The organism is Chitinimonas lacunae (assembly GCF_042650885.1).
In the GTDB taxonomy this organism is placed as follows: domain Bacteria; phylum Pseudomonadota; class Gammaproteobacteria; order Burkholderiales; family Chitinimonadaceae; genus Chitinimonas_A; species Chitinimonas_A lacunae.
In genome coordinates this window covers 3,687,205-3,704,620 of sequence record NZ_JBHSBU010000001.1, presented here as the reverse complement: position 1 = coordinate 3,704,620, position 17,416 = coordinate 3,687,205, and the positions used below count along the sequence as shown (strand labels likewise).

At 63.2% G+C, this 17,416-nt stretch carries 17 protein-coding genes; 14 read left to right on the top strand and 3 right to left on the bottom strand.

Features of this window, described 5'->3' with window-relative positions:
* The first annotated feature begins 47 nt into the window (after nucleotides 1-47).
* The 11 genes from rsxA (at nucleotide 48) to ACFOW7_RS15865 (ending at nucleotide 9,600) form a co-directional block, all read left to right on the top strand.
* Nucleotides 48-629 carry an electron transport complex subunit RsxA gene (gene rsxA / locus ACFOW7_RS15915; RefSeq protein WP_378166083.1) on the top strand — a complete coding sequence of 194 codons (582 nt, stop codon included), beginning with the start codon at nucleotides 48-50 and terminating at the stop codon, nucleotides 627-629.
* Nucleotides 626-1,210 carry an electron transport complex subunit RsxB gene (gene rsxB, locus ACFOW7_RS15910; RefSeq protein ID WP_378166081.1) on the top strand — a complete coding sequence of 195 codons (585 nt, stop codon included), beginning with the start codon at nucleotides 626-628 and terminating at the stop codon, nucleotides 1,208-1,210. The genes rsxA and rsxB overlap by 4 nt, the downstream gene beginning before the upstream one ends.
* Nucleotides 1,147-3,270 (top strand): electron transport complex subunit RsxC, encoded by a 2,124-nt coding sequence (rsxC, locus tag ACFOW7_RS15905; protein ID WP_378166079.1) that lies wholly within the window; start codon nucleotides 1,147-1,149, stop codon nucleotides 3,268-3,270. The genes rsxB and rsxC overlap by 64 nt, the downstream gene beginning before the upstream one ends.
* 622 nt (nucleotides 3,271-3,892) lie before the next feature.
* Nucleotides 3,893-4,156 (top strand): hypothetical protein, encoded by a 264-nt coding sequence (locus ACFOW7_RS15900; protein WP_378166077.1) that lies wholly within the window; start codon nucleotides 3,893-3,895, stop codon nucleotides 4,154-4,156.
* 103 nt (nucleotides 4,157-4,259) lie between these two features.
* The gene (locus ACFOW7_RS15895) at nucleotides 4,260-4,448 is read left to right on the top strand and encodes a hypothetical protein (protein WP_378166075.1); all 189 of its coding nucleotides are present in this window, start codon (nucleotides 4,260-4,262) and stop codon (nucleotides 4,446-4,448) included.
* Nucleotides 4,445-5,401: an RnfABCDGE type electron transport complex subunit D gene (locus tag ACFOW7_RS15890; RefSeq protein ID WP_378166073.1), complete on the top strand. Its 957-nt coding sequence runs from the start codon at nucleotides 4,445-4,447 to the stop codon at nucleotides 5,399-5,401. Before ACFOW7_RS15895 ends, ACFOW7_RS15890 begins: the two co-directional genes overlap by 4 nt.
* Nucleotides 5,398-6,033, top strand: coding sequence for an electron transport complex subunit RsxG (gene rsxG, locus ACFOW7_RS15885; protein ID WP_378166070.1), 636 nt, complete (start codon nucleotides 5,398-5,400; stop codon nucleotides 6,031-6,033). The genes ACFOW7_RS15890 and rsxG overlap by 4 nt, the downstream gene beginning before the upstream one ends.
* Nucleotides 6,026-6,697 carry an electron transport complex subunit E gene (locus ACFOW7_RS15880; RefSeq protein ID WP_378166068.1) on the top strand — a complete coding sequence of 224 codons (672 nt, stop codon included), beginning with the start codon at nucleotides 6,026-6,028 and terminating at the stop codon, nucleotides 6,695-6,697. The genes rsxG and ACFOW7_RS15880 overlap by 8 nt, the downstream gene beginning before the upstream one ends.
* A gap of 180 nt (nucleotides 6,698-6,877) precedes the next feature.
* Complete coding sequence (locus ACFOW7_RS15875) at nucleotides 6,878-7,237, top strand: PilZ domain-containing protein (protein ID WP_378166066.1); 360 nt, start codon at nucleotides 6,878-6,880, stop codon at nucleotides 7,235-7,237.
* 84 nt (nucleotides 7,238-7,321) lie between these two features.
* Nucleotides 7,322-7,963, top strand: coding sequence for a carbonate dehydratase (gene can, locus ACFOW7_RS15870; protein WP_378166064.1), 642 nt, complete (start codon nucleotides 7,322-7,324; stop codon nucleotides 7,961-7,963).
* Between the two features lie 365 nt (nucleotides 7,964-8,328).
* Entirely contained in the window at nucleotides 8,329-9,600 is a 1,272-nt protein-coding gene (locus tag ACFOW7_RS15865) for an Hsp70 family protein (protein WP_378166062.1), read from the top strand.
* A 293-nt stretch (nucleotides 9,601-9,893) separates the two neighbouring features.
* On the opposite strand, the gene ACFOW7_RS15860 is transcribed toward ACFOW7_RS15865, so the two are convergent.
* The 3 genes from ACFOW7_RS15860 to ACFOW7_RS15850 form a co-directional block, all read right to left on the bottom strand.
* Entirely contained in the window at nucleotides 9,894-10,907 is a 1,014-nt protein-coding gene (locus tag ACFOW7_RS15860; RefSeq protein ID WP_378166059.1) for an endo alpha-1,4 polygalactosaminidase, read from the bottom strand.
* Nucleotides 10,908-11,105: 198 nt separating this feature from the next.
* Entirely contained in the window at nucleotides 11,106-12,461 is a 1,356-nt protein-coding gene (locus tag ACFOW7_RS15855) for a sigma-54-dependent transcriptional regulator (RefSeq protein WP_378166056.1), read from the bottom strand.
* The gene (locus ACFOW7_RS15850) at nucleotides 12,458-14,020 is read right to left on the bottom strand and encodes a two-component system sensor histidine kinase NtrB (protein WP_378166053.1); all 1,563 of its coding nucleotides are present in this window, start codon (nucleotides 14,018-14,020) and stop codon (nucleotides 12,458-12,460) included. The genes ACFOW7_RS15855 and ACFOW7_RS15850 overlap by 4 nt, the downstream gene beginning before the upstream one ends.
* A 133-nt stretch (nucleotides 14,021-14,153) precedes the next feature.
* Between ACFOW7_RS15850 and yedA the strand changes: the two genes are divergently transcribed.
* The 3 genes from yedA (at nucleotide 14,154) to ACFOW7_RS15835 (ending at nucleotide 17,380) form a co-directional block, all read left to right on the top strand.
* Entirely contained in the window at nucleotides 14,154-15,026 is an 873-nt protein-coding gene (gene yedA / locus ACFOW7_RS15845) for a drug/metabolite exporter YedA (RefSeq protein ID WP_378166050.1), read from the top strand.
* 214 nt (nucleotides 15,027-15,240) lie between these two features.
* The gene (gene ilvA / locus ACFOW7_RS15840) at nucleotides 15,241-16,764 is read left to right on the top strand and encodes a threonine ammonia-lyase, biosynthetic (protein WP_378166048.1); all 1,524 of its coding nucleotides are present in this window, start codon (nucleotides 15,241-15,243) and stop codon (nucleotides 16,762-16,764) included.
* A 100-nt stretch (nucleotides 16,765-16,864) separates the two neighbouring features.
* The gene (locus tag ACFOW7_RS15835; protein ID WP_378166046.1) at nucleotides 16,865-17,380 is read left to right on the top strand and encodes a hypothetical protein; all 516 of its coding nucleotides are present in this window, start codon (nucleotides 16,865-16,867) and stop codon (nucleotides 17,378-17,380) included.
* Nucleotides 17,381-17,416 lie beyond the last annotated feature (36 nt).

Below are 17,416 nucleotides of genomic sequence, written 5' to 3'. Positions count from 1 at the left end.
GTGGAGGCCAAGCGCCGACTTCTTGCTGAAGCCGGCAGGAGCAATCGGTGGCATTCGGGCATTACCTGCTGATCCTGATCGGCGCCGCCCTGGTCAACAATGTGGTGCTGACCCGGGTGCTCGGGCTGTGCCCGTTTATGGGCGTGTCGAAAAAGCTCGATGCCTCGATCGGCATGGGGCTGGCGACCGCTTTCGTGCTGACGCTGGCCTGCGGCAGCGCCTGGCTGATCGATCAGTTGCTGCTGGCGCTGGGCCTGACCTATCTGCGCACCCTGGCGTTTATCGTGGTGATCGCGGCCATCGTGCAGTTCACCGAGATGTTCATCCATAAGACCAGTCCGGTGCTCTACCGGGTGCTGGGCATTTATCTGCCGCTGATCACCACCAACTGTGCCGTGCTGGGGGTCCCGCTGATCAATGCCAATCTCGGGCATGGCTTTGCCGACAGTCTGGTCTTTGGCTTTGGCAGTGCGCTGGGCTTTTCCCTGATCCTGATCTTGTTCGCGGCAATTCGTGAGCGGCTCGAAGGCGCCGAGGTGCCGGCACCGTTCCAGGGCATGCCGATTGCGTTTATTACGGCAGGGCTGATGAGTCTTGCCTTTATGGGTTTTGCAGGAATAGTGAAATGAGCGGTTTTGTCGTCGCCGTCGTGCTGGTAGTGATACTGGCGCTATTGCTGGGTGCCGTGCTCGGCTTTTCGGCGGTGCGTTTCCGGGTCGAGGCCGACCCCCTGGTCGAGCGGATCGATGCCCTGTTGCCGCAGACCCAGTGCGGACAGTGTGGCTATCCGGGCTGTCGCCCCTATGCCGAAGCCATCGCCAGCGGTGAAGCCGAGATCAACCAGTGCCCGCCGGGCGGTGAGGACGGCATCCATAAGCTGGCCGATCTGCTCGGGGTCGAATTCAAGCCGCTCAATAGCGAACACGGGGTCGAAAAGCCCAAAGCGCTGGCGCTGATCGATGAGGATGTCTGTATCGGCTGCACCCTGTGCATCCAGGCTTGCCCGGTCGATGCCATCGTCGGCAGCGCCAAGCATATGCACACCGTGATCGCCAGCGAATGCACCGGTTGCGAGCTATGCGTCGCCCCCTGCCCGGTCGATTGCATCCATATGGTCGAAGTCGGCGAGACGCTGGAAAGCTGGAAATGGAAACAGCCAAAGCCACCGCGCCAATACTCGGTCATTCCGATCAAAGTGGTGAAATCGTGACAGCACGGCAGTTGTTCGGTTTCCATGGCGGCATCCACCCGCCGGCCAATAAGTCACGCTCCAACGCCCACCCCATCGCGGTGCCACCGCTGCCTGAACGGCTGGAAATCGCCCTGCGTCAACATCTGGGCCAACCGGCCCTGCCTGCGGTGATGCCCGGCGAGCGGGTGCTCAAAGGCCAGAAGCTGGCCGATGCGGACGGCTCGGTCTCCGCTGCTGTCCATGCCCCGACTTCGGGCACGGTGATCGCCATCGAGCCCCGGCAGGTCGCCCACCCGTCCGGTCTGGCCGACCCATGCATCGTGCTGCTGCCTGACGGCGAGGAAAGCTGGATCGCCCGCCGACCGTTCACCGTCGAACAAGCCACCGCCTTTGAAACTCGCGCCTATCTGCAGGAAATGGGCATCGTGGGCCTGGGCGGCGCGGTTTTCCCGTCCCATCTCAAACTCGGTGGCGGCCAGGATGGCCTCGCTACCCTGGTGATCAACGGCGCCGAGTGCGAACCCTATATCAGTTGCGACGACCGCCTGATGCGCGAACGCGCGGCCGAGATCGTCGAGGGCATCGTCCTGATGCGCAGCCTGACCCGGGCGCGCACGGTGCTGGTCGGGATTGAAGACGACAAACCCGAGGCCATCGCCGCCATGCGCGCTGCCGCCCATGGCCACGCCATCGAGGTGGTGGCGGTGCCGACGCGCTATCCAAGCGGCGGTGCCAAGCAGTTGATCCGGCTGTTGACTGGCATTGAAGTCGCCTCGGGCGTGCGCTCGACCGATCTGGGTGTGCAGTGCTTCAACGTCGGCACCGCCTATGCCGTGGCCCGCGCGATCCATCACGGTGAGCCGCTGTTGTCGCGCATCGTGACGCTGACGGGTGCGGTGGCTCGTCCGGGCAATGTCGAGGCGCTGATCGGCACGCCGGTCGAGCATCTGCTGCAATTCGCCGGGGCCGAATCGGATCTCGACGGCGTCATCATGGGTGGCCCGATGATGGGCTTCACCCTGCCGTCCCTGAGCGTCGGCATCAGCAAGGCCAGCAACTGCCTGATCGCCAAGACCCGCGCCGAATTCCCGCCACTGCCCCCGGCCCGCGCCTGCATCCGCTGCGGCGAGTGCGCGGTGGTCTGCCCGGCTGAGCTGCAACCGCAACAGCTCTATTGGTTTGCCAAATCAAAGCAATTCGGCCGCGCCCAGGAATGGAATCTGTTCGACTGCATCGAATGCGGCGCCTGCGCCTATGTCTGCCCGAGCGATATTGCGCTGGTCGATTACTACCGCTTCGCCAAATCGGAAATCTGGGCGGCAGAAAAGCAGAAAAAGGCCGCTGATCTGGCGCGTGAACGTCATGAATTCCGCCAGTTCCGCCTGGAACGCGAACGGCAGGAAAAAGCCGCCCGCCTGGCCACCAAAGCCGTCGCCAAACTCGACGACCCCGATTTCCAGGATCCGGAAAAACAAGCCAAGATCCGCGCCGCCCTCGAACGCCACGCCGCCCGACAAGCCCCCGCCACGCCCACGCCGGAACCGACAGCCCCCACCCCCACCGACGACGCCGAAACCAAACGCGCCGCCATCGAAGCTGCCATGGCTCGCGCTGCCAAACTGCGCGAAGAACAGGCGACGCCGAGGACCCGGACGGAAGAGGCTGCTGTACCGGCCCCGGACGCCGCAGCGCCTGTCGATCCCAAACGCGCTGCCATCGAAGCTGCCATGGCTCGCGCTGCCAAACTGCGCGAAGAACAGGCGACGCCGAGGACCCGGACGGAAGAGGCTGCTGTGCCGGCCCCGGACGCCGCAGCGCCCGTCGATCCCAAACGCGCCGCCATCGAAGCTGCCATGGCTCGCGCTGTCAAACTGCGCGAAGAACAGGCGACGCCGAGGACCCGGACGGAAGAGGCTGCTGTGCCGGCCCCGGACGCCGCAGCGCCCGTCGATCCGAAACGTGCCGCCATCGAAGCTGCCATGGCTCGTGCCGCCAAATTGCGGGCGGAGCAGGTAACGCCGCGCGAGCGTAGAGAGGTAACTAATAACGATCAGGATCGGGATAGCGAAAAGTCCTAGGCCATAGGAAGTTGTAGGGCCACTTCTTCGCCCCAAAGACCTATACGCATAAATATTTAATTTTCACATCCAGCAAGCACTACATCTAGTGACTATCTTGCTTATTATTTTGTTTTTCTGACTTACCAGCTCGACACAAAGAAGAATCGCGGTTATCTGAGCCAGTCTTGCACCCGGATATTGCTGTAGACCGTTCGTCGCCTTGAGCAAAAACCGGCCTTTGGCCGCCAATAGCGCCGTTCGTCGGACAGGTCAGGTCAATCTGGAAAAAGCGCGGTATGAAGGAATTCATAGCAGCGGCAAGCATCGCCAGATTGGGTCTGCTGCGCCATAATCGCGGCCGCATCGCAAAGGGTGATACCGACCGAAGCGAGCCGTCTGCAAAATGACCTACGAGGTCTGTTCGACTAACCAGCGACATGCCACGGCATGGATAGACTGGCGACGCCACCACGGCGTCACTGATATGGGATGAGGATGGCAAGACGGCCAGGAGGCACACCAGCGTCACCGCTTCATGGTGGCGCCATCCTGTTGCATCCGACCGCGAGGTAGCCGCGCCAGGCGCGGTTTGGTCTATGACCCCTGGCGCCCATCCTGACGGGCGTCGCTGGAGTGAACCATGAACGAAAAAGGGATCAGCTTCGCCATTATTAGCGTCCTGATCGCAGTCTTCATTGCACTGCTTCTATTCGAGCACAATCTGTTGGCCGTGCTGGTGTTCTTTGGCGGTTGTATCGGTCTTTTCGCCTGGCGCTACCGGCGCTGGCGCGAGATCAACGAAGAGCGCGAGCGGCTGCAATGGCAGCACACCGTGATGGAGATCGATCAGGTCCGAGAACAGATCCGACGCAATCGCGCCGCCTCACCAAGAAAAGCCCCCTGAACCGATGACCGAACCCAGTCAGTCCGGCGGCCTGGATCCAAGCCAGGCCGCTTTGCTTAAACAGCAATTCCTCAATCGCCGCCGCCGTTCCATCAAGTGGTCCATGTTGATCAGCGTGTTTGGCTTCTTTGCCGTCTTTATCGCCATGTTCTACGCTGTCCACCGCTGGCAGGAACGGATAAAGGAACGTGAAGCCGCCCGGCCGCACCATATCCGCTTCGATATCAAACCCGATACACCCCCGGCCACCGTCCCCGCCGAAGCCCCGCCGGCCGCACCTGCCCGGCCATGAACGCCCCGCATCTGACCCGCCCGGTCCGTGTACCGGTGCTGATGCTCAAGGTCTGGCTGGCGCTGCTGCCCGGCATCGCCGCCCAGACCTGGCTGATGGGCATCGGGGTGCCGACCCAGATATTGATCGCCACCGTCTCGGCCCTGGGTTTCGAGGCAGCGATGCTGGCCCTGCGAGGCCAGCCGATCAAGGTCAATCTGCTCGACGGCAGCGCCGTATTGAGCGCCGCGCTGCTGGCGCTGGCTTTGCCGCCGGCACTGCCTTGGTGGCTCACCGTGATCGGCAGCTTCTTTGCGATGGTGGTGGCCAAGCAGTTATTCGGCGGCCTGGGCAACAATCTGTTCAATCCGGCCATGGTCGGCTTTGCCACGCTATTGGTGTGTTTCCCGGCGCAGATGGCGCAGTGGCCGGCCCAGGCACCCGAGGTGCAGGCGACCTGGCAGGCGATTTTCGGCCTCAGCCCATTCGATGCCATTGCCTCGGCCACGCCGCTCGACCACTTCCGCACGCTGAGCCGGCAGGGCTTGCCCTTCGATGCCACCACCGACCCGCGTTTTGCCTGGGTCGCACTGGCGTATCTATTGGGCGGGCTGTATCTGCTGGCGATCCGGCTGGTGCCGTGGCAACTCCCGCTGGCCTTTCTGGGCGGTCTGGCCGCCAGTGCTGCGCTGGGCCAGCTAGTCGGCCAGACCGCCTCGCCGCTGTTTCATCTGGCGGCCGGCTCGACCATGCTGGGCGCCTTCTTTATCGTCACCGACCCCGTCACCGCCCCATCGACCCCGCGCGGCCGGCTGATCTTTGCCGCGCTGGCGGGAGTGCTGACCTGGGTGATCCGCAGCTTCGGCAACTATCCCGACGGCGTGGCATTTGCCGTGCTGATCATGAATATCACCGTGCCGCTGCTCGACCAGCTCACCCGGCCAGCGGCCTTCGGCCATAAGGGCCGGCCATGAACGAAGCGTTGCGCCATGCCGTCCGCAGCGCCTTGACGCTCGCGCTGTTCGCGCTGGCCTTTACTGCCCTGCTCGCCGCCACCCATGGCTGCACCCGCCAGCGTATCGAAGCCGAAGCCACCGCCATGCGCCGGGCGGAACTCGCGCGGGTCTTGCCCGCTGGCGGCTTCGACAACGATCTGACCCGCGACACGCTGCCGCTGAGTGCCGCCGACAACGCCCGCCTGGGCCGGCAGGGCGCTGGCGTGATCCATCTGGCCAGACGCAAGGGCCAGCCGGTCGCCGCCGTGCTCGAACTCACGGCACCCGACGGCTATGCCGGTCCGATCGAGCTGCTGGTCGGCGTTGCCGCTGACGGCACGGTTCTCGGCGTACGTGTGCTATCCCATAAGGAAACCCCGGGGCTCGGCGACTATATCGAACCGGCCAAATCACCGTGGGCCAGCCAATTCCGTGGCCGCTCTCTGAACGAGCCAGCGCCAGAGGATTGGGCCGTGCGTCGCGATGGCGGCGTCTTCGATGCCCGTGCTGGCGCCACCATCACCCCACGCGCCATCGTGCGCGCCCTGCGCGCCGCGCTCGAACTGACGGCCGAGCGGCGCGGGCAATGGTTCGGAGTCCCCCATGCTTGAACGCAACGAAGCCGCCCGTATCGTCAACGACGGTCTATGGCGCCAGAACGCCGGTCTGGTGCAGGTGCTGGGGCTGTGTCCGGTGCTGGTGATGAGCACCAATATCGTCAACGCCGTCTCGCTGGGCTTGGCCACCAGCCTCGTGATGGCCGTGTCCGGCGCCGCCGTGGCGGCCTTGCGCCGCTTTGTCCCGGCCGAGCTGCGCACCCCGATCTTTATCCTGATCATCGCGGCCCTGGTGACGGTGGTCGATCTGGCGATGAATGCCTGGCTCCATGGCCTTTATCTGGTGCTGGGCCTGTTTATCCCTCTGATCACCACCAACTGCATCGTTCTGGCACGCGCCGAAGCCTTCGCTTCGCGCCATCCGCCTGCTCACGCCGCGCTCGACGGCCTGGCGATGGGTCTGGGTCTCACCGGGGTATTGGGGGTGTTGGGTGCGCTGCGAGAGTTGATCGGCCAGGGCACGCTGTTCTCCGGTATCGATCTGCTGCTTGGCCCAGGCTTTGCGCCCTTGCAGCTCGCGCCGCCCGCTTACGGCTTTCTGCTGGCTCTGCTGCCACCGGGAGCCTTTTTCGCCCTGGGCCTGTTGATTGCCGCCAAGCAATGGTACGACGCCAGGCCGGCTCGGGCACCGGCTGCCCAGCAGGCCGTTACAGAGTAATTGGAAAAATTCAGTGCAAGGCCTGTAGGTATCCAGAGAAGTAAATAAAATATTTTCCAATCCTGCACCGCCAGTCCCCTGCAAGCGCCGACAGCAGACAGACGCGAACAGTCGGCATCGACCGCATAAACTTGCTTAAATAGCTAACTGAAGTCGAATCGCCGCACGGGACAACCGCTTATGGGCATGGCCGGCACACCGCTATTCAACCGCATCCGCTATAAGACCTGGGTCAAGGTGATTCTCGACCAGGGCGCGGGCCTGCTTGGCAATATCGAGGACATCTCGGCAACGACGCTTGGCATGGAACTCGACAAGCCGGTCAGCCCAGGCGGCATGGGCACGATCTACTTCATGCTGCCGCTCGATGGACAGGAACATATCATCCAGGCCCGCTGCCGCATCGCAGCCTGCCAGCCTGCGGTCACGCCGAAGCGTTTCCATATCGAGCTGGCCCTGCTCGATCTCGACCGCAGCACCACCCGTCTGATCGATGCTTTTGTCCATTTTCTGACCGGCCATCCCGAGTCGCGCCGATAATCGCAGCCCACCCTCCGCTGATCGGGTTTTGCACTGGCGGCCAAAGCGCATAAACTCGGCGGGTTTTCCTTCCGGAACCGTCCGATGCCGCATCCTCTTGCCCATCTGTTTGCCAATAACCGTCACTGGTCCGACCAGGTCAAGCACGACGATCCCGAGTTTTTTGCCCGTCTGGCACGCCAGCAGGCGCCTGAATATATGTGGATAGGCTGCGCCGACAGCCGCGTCCCGGCCAATGAGCTGATTGGTCTGTTGCCGGGCGAAGTCTTCGTCCACCGCAATGTGGCCAACCTGATCGTTCACTCCGACCTCAACTGCCTCTCCACCCTGCAATTCGCCGTTGACCTGCTCCAGGTCAAGCACATCATCGTCTGCGGCCACTATGGCTGCGCCGGGGTGCGCGCGGTACTCGACGACCGTCGGGTCGGACTGGCCGATAACTGGCTGCGCCATATCCACGATATCCGCCGCGCCCACTATCACTGGCTCAACCGCTTCCCGCCCGAGATGCGGGCCGACAAGCTGTGCGAACTCAATGTGATCGAACAGGTGGTCAACGCGACCCAGACCACGGTGGTGCAGGATGCCTGGGCCCGTGGCCAGCCGCTGACGGTGCATGGCTGGGTCTACCGGCTCGACAATGGTCTGTTGCAGGACTTGCAGATGTCGATCAATCAGCCCGAACAGCTGCTGGAGCGCTACCGCGCCCTGCTGCTCGACGTGTAAGGGAATCAGGCACAAGAAAACCGGGCGATGGATGACCAGCATCGACCCGGTGTACAACCACTTGGAAATTCCGGCTGTTGAGGTTGGCAGACCTGTTTTGACAGCCTTGTTTATTTTTTAATCAGGACTGCCTGCCTGTCTTGCACAGTTAAGGCATGATCCTTTTCTCCGGAACAAGTCCGGTGACGCCGTAGGGGGAATCGCCCTGCCGGATCGACGACACGGCGTCAAGAAACAGACTACGACTGCGGGCCGTCTGTTGTATCGGCAGTTTTGCCGTCCTGCCACGCCAAAACTCACGCGCTTGCCAAGGTTCGAGGGTCGGCGTAGCATCCCCGCCCCTTTCGAACCGGAGGGCCATCCGCATGCAGTCCCCGTTTAGCCAATCCGCCCAGGCACTGGGCGTGGATTTCGGCACCTCCAACTCCACCGTCGGCTGGCTGCGTCCGGGCCAACCGGCCTTGCTGCCGCTGGAAGACGGCAAGGTGACGCTACCGTCGGTGGTGTTCTTCAACTACGACGACGACCTCCACTATTTCGGCCGCCGCGCCCTGGCCGACTATCTCGAAGGCTATGAAGGCCGGCTGATGCGCTCGCTCAAAAGCCTGCTCGGCTCCAGCCTGATCGACGGCCAGACCGAGGTCCAAGGCAAGGCCGTGCCGTTTCGCCAATTGCTGGGCGCCTTTATCGGCGAACTGCGCCAGCGCGCCGAAAGGCTGGCCGGCCGTCCATTCGAGGCCGCCGTATTCGGCCGGCCGGTTCATTTCGTCGATGACGACCCCAAGGCCGACGCCCTGGCGGAGACCACCCTGGCCGAAACCGCCCGCGCGGTCGGTTTCCGCGAAGTCAGCTTTCAGTACGAGCCGATTGCCGCGGCATTCGACTACGAGTCGACGCTAGCGCGCGAAGAACTGGTGCTGATCGCCGATATCGGCGGCGGTACTTCCGACTTCTCGCTGGTGCGACTGTCGCCCGCCCGTCATGACCGGCTTGATCGGCTCGACGATATCCTGGCCAATGGCGGCGTCCATATCGGCGGCACCGATTTCGACAAATACCTGAGCCTTGCCGCCGCCATGCCCTTGCTTGGTTATCGGAGCCGGCTCAAGAACAACTCGGAAGTCCCCTCCAGCTATTACTTCAATCTGGCGACCTGGCACACCATCAACTTTGTGTATTCGCGCAAGATCTGGACGGAGTTGCAGGATGTCTACCGCGATGCGCTCGAGCGTGACCGGCTCAATCGGCTGCTCAGCCTGATCGAGCAGCGCGCCGGCCACTGGCTGGCCATCCAGGTCGAAGAGGTCAAGATCGCCCTGTCGCAAGCGGACACGGCCACGCTCACCCTAGACCGCCTCGAAGCCGGCCTTGCTCCGCTTATTGGTCGCGAGCTGTTCGAGCAGGCCACGGTACCGCTGGTCGATCAGGTGGCCGCCACGGTCAACAGCCTGTTGAACCAGGCCGGCATCAAAGCCGACCAGGTTGACACGGTGTTTTTCACTGGCGGTTGCAGCGGCGTCCCCGCCCTCCGTCACCGCATCGCGGCCCAATTACCGCAGGCCCGCCAGGTCGAAGGCGACCTGTTCGGCTCCATCGGCGCCGGATTGGCCATCGAGGCCGCCAAGCGTTACGGCTGAGGGTAGAAGACGGGCTGGAAGCTGCGTCGGTCAGAAACAATCTGAAAAACCATTGAAACTCCCGGGTCACCGGGAGTTTTTATTTGTCCATGGCAAGCAAGGCAAGTCAGCCTGAGCCCTGAAAATCTTTTATTGAACAGAGAAGTTACTGGAAAGGCACAAGGGAAAGTTGCTCGGGACAGCCATTGGCGCGTGTCCGTTTAAATCCGAATCGCGGCTAAGGCTAGCTCAGTGCTCCATGCCTGCGCTCTGAGGTCCGGACACGCGCTGACTCCGAAGGGTCTGGAAATGCGCTAAGGCGACAGGAACTGCCGCACCGGTCCCACTTCCATCACGCCGCTGCCCGGTGCGTAGAAGAACAATCCATCCCCTTTTGCCCCCAGACACACGCCATCGGGGTCATAGCAGCGGAAGTAGTAGCCCATCCAACTGGCCGAGGGGCCGCGTGGGCGGCTGAAGGTGGCGGGATAGGTGTGCTGGGCCAGGTCGAGCAGCTTGTCGAGTTGGGCCAGTGGGACATTGCACGGCGCCTTCCAGCCGTCCAGCTCGCGGTTGCTGAACAGGGCACTGAAGCCGTGGGTGCGGGCTTCGGGGCAGATTTCCTCCAGCCAGTAGTCGTGGCCGTCGTACTCGATCTGCAATACCGCCTTGCCGTTCTGCACGAAAGGCTCGAAACGGCCGCACCACTTGCCGGCGTAGCAGCTCTCGATCGTGGCCCAGTCATAGTCGGCCACCAGATCGGCCACCATATAGAGCGCGTTCTTCTGGCCGATGCCCAGCCCCAGACTGTGGGCGGTCTGGGCCAGCCAGCGGTTGTAAGTCAGTTGGTCGGCGTATTTGAGCGGGAAACCGGTGGGATTTTCGTAGCCGTTGATATTGTCCGGATCGACCCCGTCGCAACCCTTGTCGCGCGCCATGGTGAGCCGAGCCGTCATCAGCGGGCCGAGGATGTCGAGACGACGGATATCGAGCCAGTTCTCGCCGGGCCAGCCGGCATAGGCGCTGCCCTTGACCACCGCCGGAAAACCATTGCGATCAGCGCGCCAGTTCTCCCAGGCGCCGACATTGATATAACAGACCACATGCCGCCCGGCCGCCTTGAGCCCGGCCACCATCTCGGCCTTGACGTCGAAAGCATCGACTTCGATCACATCGGCACCTTGCGCCAGCGTCAGCATCTCTTCGACGGTGCTGGGCAGATAGCTCATCTGTAGATGCCAGACCGCATTGGGCACCGGCCGCCACGGCGCAGCAGTCGCGGCCAGCGACAATAGACAGAGCAGCAGGCGGAAGGCTCGGGACAACATGGTTCATCCGTACAAAAAGATGGCACTACCTTAATCCTCCGAGCCGCCTGCTGCCAAGCCAGCGCCGATCGAGGCTGGAAGCCGTGAAGCAAGATATGTCGCCATATATTTATTTCCTCATATATTTGGCGACATATCTTGAACACCATTTACCTAAAATTTTATTTTTCAGGAATGTCCATATTGCCGTCCGCCATCTCAGTTGATGCCCAGCCGCTCCATCCGATAACGCAGCGAGCGGAAGGTGACGCCGAGGATCTTGGCGGCCTGGGTACGGTTGAAGCGGGTCTTGTCGAGGGCTTCGAGGATCGCTTCCTTCTCGACCCGGTCGAGGTAGTCCTGCAAGGGATATTTGTCGCCGATGGCTGCCATCGGCGGCATTTCGTCGTCGAGCCGCTTGAGCTGAAGGTCATCCACGGTGATCCGGCGGCCGTCGCACAGTGCCAGGGCGCGTTCGAGGATATTCTCGAGTTCACGCACATTGCCGGGGAAGTCGTAGCTGACCAGCGCGGCCAGCGCATCGGGACTCAGGCTCGGCTCGGTCATACCGTTGAGCCCGGCCAGCCGGGTCAGCAGGCCGCGCGCGATGGCCGGAATATCTTCGCGCATCTCGCGCAGCGCCGGCATATGCAGGGCGATCACATTGAGCCGGTAGTACAGATCCTGCCGGAAACGCCCGGCTTCGACGCATTTGGCCAGATCCTGGTGGGTGGCGCAGACGATGCGCACATCGATCGGGATTTCGCGCGTATCGCCCAGTTTGCGGACCCGGCGCTCCTGAATCACCCGCAGCAACTTGACCTGCATGGCCAGCGGCAGATCGGCCACTTCATCGAGAAACAGCGTGCCGCCATCGGCCGCCTGGCAAAAGCCGTCGCGCTCCTGATCGGCCCCGGTGAAGGCGCCCTTCTTGTAGCCGAAGAACTCGCTCTCCATCAGGTTTTCCGGGATGGCCCCGCAGTTGACGGCGACGAATGGCTTATCGGAACGGCTCGATTTCTGGTGGATCAGCCGTGCCGCCCGCTCCTTGCCGCTGCCCGATTCACCGGTGATATAGACGGGGGCCTGACTGCGGGCCAGCTTGTCGATAAGCGTCAACGCCGCGGCAATGGCGGGCGACTCGCCGATAAACGGCTTATCGGCCGAATCGGCCGGACGCGAGGCGGGAGGGCGTTCCAGTTCCAGCGCCGAGCGCACCAGGGTGCGCAACTGTTCAAGCGAAACGGGCTTGGCCAGATAGTCGAAGGCTCCGGCCTTCAGGACCTCGACAGCATTATCGAGACTGCCAAACGCGGTGATCACCGCTACCGGGACATCGAGCCCGCCCTCGTTGATATGGCGGACCACATCGAGCCCGCTGCCCTGGCCCAGCCGCATATCGGTCAGGCACAGATCGATACCGCCCCGGTCAAGCCGTTGCAGCGCCTGTGGCACGCTTTCGGCGCTTTCGACTTCGAGGCCCATTTTCAGCAGGGTCAGTTCCAGCAGCTCGCGCAAATCGGGTTCGTCATCGACGACCAGCACCCGGGGCGTCTTGGTGTTTTTTCGGCTCATACTTGCGCCTTGAAGGAGATTCGGAAGCAGGCGCCATAGGGCGCCTGTATATATTCCAGCACGCTGTCATTACCGGCGCAAATTTCCCGGGCGATATAGAGGCCCAGTCCCGTACCCTTGGCTTCGGTGGTAAAGAACGGCTCGAACAGCTGTGACACCAACTCGGGCGGCACGCCCGGACCATCGTCGCGCACCTCCAGCACCCAGCGTTCGGCCTCGGCCGCCACCACCAGACGCAGGCTGCCGTCGTCCTTGCGGCCATGGCGCCAGGCATTGCGGCACAGGTTCCACAGCACCTGATGCAACTGGCCTTCATCGAAGCGCACCACGGCGCCCAGCGGGCATTCGAGCACGATCAGCATGTCGATCCGCTCGACCTGGCGGAATTCGTCGAGAAAACTGATCAGCCAGTCATGCAGACGGATCTGCACCGGCTGGGCGCGGTCGCGTCGGTTGAGTTCGAGCACTTCGCGCACCATACGGTCGAGCCGGCTGGTGTTATCGGCGATGATCTGGGTCAGCCGGCGGCCGGTCGGGCTATCGACCTCTTCGGCCAGCAATTGCGCCGCATGGCCGATGGCGCCCAGCGGGTTACGGATTTCATGGGCAATATTGGCCGTCAGCCGGCCCAGGGCCGCGAGCTTGATCTGCTGCGCCTCGCTCTGCAGCCGCTCGATATCTTCGAGAAACACCACGATGCCGCTCAGCCCGCCACCGGAACGGATCGGCATGAAACGCGGCCGCACCAGCCGGCGCGTGGCCTCGACTTCGAGCTTGACCGTGCTGTGGTCGCCCTGCCGCCAGCGCTCCAGCGACTGGGCCAGCATCGGATTGCAATCGGCCAGACCGGTGCGCCCGGCCTGCATGCCCGACCCCAGCAGCCGCTCGGCCTGCTGGTTGAACTGGCGGATCACCCCGGTATCGTCGAGCACCAGTACCCCGTCCGACACATCCTGGATCACCAGCCGGTTGATCTGCGCCATATTGGCCAGATCGGCCCCGCGCTGCTCGGCCAGTTGCTCGGAAGCCGTGGCATATTCGGCCAGCCGATGCGCCAGCCAGGCGGTGGCAAAACAGGCAATGGACAGCATGGCGGCCGGGAACAGGCCGCTGCTGGTGTCCTGCGAGAAATAGAAATAGGCCTGCTGCAACAGCAGGGCGATACTCGCCAGCGCCGCATGGAACAAGGTGGTATGCCCCCGGCTGACCAGCCCGGCTGCGGCCAGATAGGGCAGCAGCATCATCCCTACCCCGGCGTTGAAGCCGCCGACCAGCTGCATCACCAGCACGATGACCGCGATATCGGCGCCGACCTGCACGGTCAGCAGGATATGGAAGGCCGGCCAGCGCCGTCGCAGCAGCAGGCCATAACCGGCAATCGCCAGCAGATAGCTGCCGATCAGGATATTGAGCTGATTCCCCGCCTCGCTGCTGCCAAAGATCGTGCCTTCGATGGCCAGATTGATCCCGAGCAGACCCAGTGCGACGAATACGCGAAAGAGATTGAAGATGCTGGCAGAGCGCCAGAAGGCATCGGGGACGGAAGGCGTGACGGTCATGCGGCACTGGTGGGCTGAGGAAGGTTTCTCATTGTAGGGCCTGACACGCCCTTGCGGTCTGAACATTGGTCCGGCGACAAGCCCGGTCTTCCTCCGCTATGCTGGCGCCCCGTCCCGCCTCGTCTTTGTCATCATGCCGTCCCGCACTCTGCTGCTGCCGCTCTGCCTTGCCGCTACCTGGATCATCTGGGGGTCTACCTACCTTGCCATCCGTTACGCCCTGATCAGCTTTCCACCGTTTCTGCTATCGGGCCTGCGCTATCTGCTGGCAGGTCTTGCCATGGTCGTGATCGTCAAACTGCTCGGTACACCGTGGCCCAGCCTGCGCCAGACCCGCAACAGCGTATTGATCGGGGTATTGATGCTGACCATCGGCAATGGCCTGGTCTGCGTCGCCGAACAGACCGTGGCCTCGGGCGCTGCCGCCTTGCTGGTGGCGTCCACCCCGGTTCTGACCGTACTCGCCAACCGGCTGCTGGGCCAGCGCGCCCGCCGGCTCGAATGGCTGGGCCTGGGCACCGGGGTGATCGGGGTGGTGCTGATGAACCTCGACCAGAGCCTGGCGGCCGACCCCAACGGCGTGCTGCTGATTCTGGCCGCCTGCGTCTCCTGGGCCATTGCCTCGGCGATGATTCCCCGGCTCGACCTGCCCGATGGCGCCATGTCCTCGACCATCCAGATGCTGACCTGCGGCGCCCTGTCGCTGCCGATTGCCTTGCTGACCGGCGAGCGCCTGCCCGATCGAATCGAGCCGGTAGCGCTCGGCGCCCTGCTCTATCTGTCGGTGGCCGGTTCCATGCTGGCCTACTCGGCCTATGTCTGGCTGCTGCGCCACGCCCGGCCGGCGCTGGCGACCAGCTCTTGCTATGTCAATCCGGTGGTGGCGCTGCTGCTGGGTTGGCTGCTCGCCGATGAGGCCGTGACCTGGCCCTTATTGGCCGGGATGGTGGTGGTACTGGCCGCCGTCGCCTTGATCAGTCTGGGGCAGCGCAAGGGCAAGACATAGGCGGGAATTCCATGAAAATAAAATTTTCAGCAATTCTTTCGCAAGAATATTAGCTAATAAATTAAATTTCCCAAAAAATAAGGACAAATACCTTATAGCATCCATTACCACGTCCGCAGTCGCCAAGCCAGCCACTTGACGTCTGCGGCAACTCGGCGCCCGTCGGGTTTCCTGCTAGCCTACGGCGTTCGATTGTTGCAACGCGGAAACCGCTATGTCTGTCTCGTCGTCCTATCTCGAACGCATCCTGACCGCCCGCGTCTACGACGTCGCCATCGAAACGGCGCTTGATCCGATGCCCAATCTGTCGCGGCGTTGCGGCAACCGGGTGCTGCTCAAGCGCGAGGACACCCAACCGGTGTTCTCTTTCAAGCTGCGCGGCGCGTTCAACAAGATGGTGCAGCTTAGCCGCGAAGAACTCGACCGGGGCGTGGTGGCCGCATCGGCAGGCAACCATGCCCAGGGCGTGGCGCTGTCGGCCCAGCAGCTCGGCTGCCGCGCCACCATCGTGATGCCCGTCACCACACCACGAATCAAGATCGACGCGGTCGCCCGGCGCGGCGCTGAAGTGGTGCTCCATGGCGATTCCTATTCCGACGCCTATGAAGAAGCGATCCGGCTCACCGAAGTCAACGGCGCCACCTTTGTCCACCCCTACGACGACCCCGATGTGATCGCCGGTCAGGGCACGGTGGCGATGGAAATGCTGCGGCAATGCGCCGACCTCGATGCGGTCTTTATTCCGGTCGGCGGCGGCGGGCTGGCGGCCGGGATGGCCAGCTATATCAAGCGGCTCAAACCGGGTATCCGGGTCATCGGGGTCGAGCCGGTCGAAGCGGCTTCGATGCACGATTCGATTGCCGCCGGCGAACGGGTGGTGCTGCCTCAGGTGGGGCTGTTCGCCGATGGGGTGGCAGTGCGTCAGGTCGGGGCCGAGACCTTCCGGCTGTGCCGCGAGCTGCTCGATGAAGTGGTGCTGGTCGATACCGACGCCATGTGTGCGGCGATCAAGGACGTGTTCGAAGACACCCGCTCGATTCTCGAACCGGCCGGAGCCCTGGCACTGGCCGGGCTCAAGGCCTGGGCCGAGCGTCAGAGCGTCACCGGTCTTACCCTCGCTGCCGTCGCCAGCGGCGCCAATATGAACTTCGACCGGCTGCGCCATGTGTCGGAGCGGGCGGAACTGGGTGAGCGACGCGAAGCGGTGCTGGCCGTCACCATCCCCGAGCGGCCGGGCAGTTTCCGGCTGTTCTGCGAGCTGCTGGGCAACCATGCGATCACCGAATTCAACTACCGCTTCGCCGACCCGGGCGAGGCGCATATCTTCGTCGGGATGCAGATCCACGACCGGCGCGAGATCGGTGCCGTGCTGGCAAGGCTGGGCCAGGCCGGACTGACCGCGCTCGATCTGACCGATAACGAGATGGCCAAGCTGCATATCCGCCATCTGGTCGGCGGCCGTGCACCCGAAGTGCGGCATGAGCGGGTGTACCGCTTCGAGTTTCCCGAACGGCCGGGCGCGCTGCTCAACTTCCTGACCAGAATGGGGCTTGACTGGAATATCACCCTGTTCCACTACCGCAACCACGGCGCCGACTACGGTCGCGTGCTGGTGGGAATGGAAGTCCCGCCGGGGCAGGATGAAGCGTTCCAGCGTTTCCTCGAGGAATTGGGCTACAGCTATACCGACGAGTGCGATAACCCGGCCTGGCCCCTGTTCCTCGGCCGCCCGCGCTAGGGCCGCCGCACCCCGGGCGACCGGCTGTCGGAACCCGACTTGGAATCGCTCCAGGCCGGGTCTATAGTACGTCGGTCTATGCCTGTTTTCCGGGTGCGAAGTGAGCAGTCTCTGCCTGATCCCATCGCTATACTGGGCAACTACGCTGTCGGCCACGCTTGCCATGGTCGACGAGCATCAGCGTCGTGTCGTCTTGCCGCCCGCCCAGGAAATCCGCCGTCCGGTCCTCAACCTCGACCTCCCTCGCTCTCCGCCTAGCCATCTTTCCGCTGTGGCCGCGCTGTCGCCCATCCTGCAAGGTCCGGCCGGTCCGGCAGCACGGCCGCCCAGCCTCAGGCCCGACCCCGAGCGTGAAGCGGCCGAGCGGCTGGCCCGGGTGATCGAGAGCACCGAGATCGCCGAACGCGAGCGCGGCACGCTCTGCCTGTCACGCTCGGGCAATTCACCGGGGGCAGGGCTACGCTGGTCTTCCAACGATGGTTTCGGCTTCTATCTGCAAGGTAAGGGCTTGCGCCAATTGCATCGGCTGCTTTATCGCAGCTCCACCGCCCGACTGTGCCCGTCGGGCAATGCCAGCCCGCTGTGTCAGACGCTGCCGCGTCGGCTCTGCGATTGACGGCTCAGTCACCACACCGATAATTCTCTTTTCAGA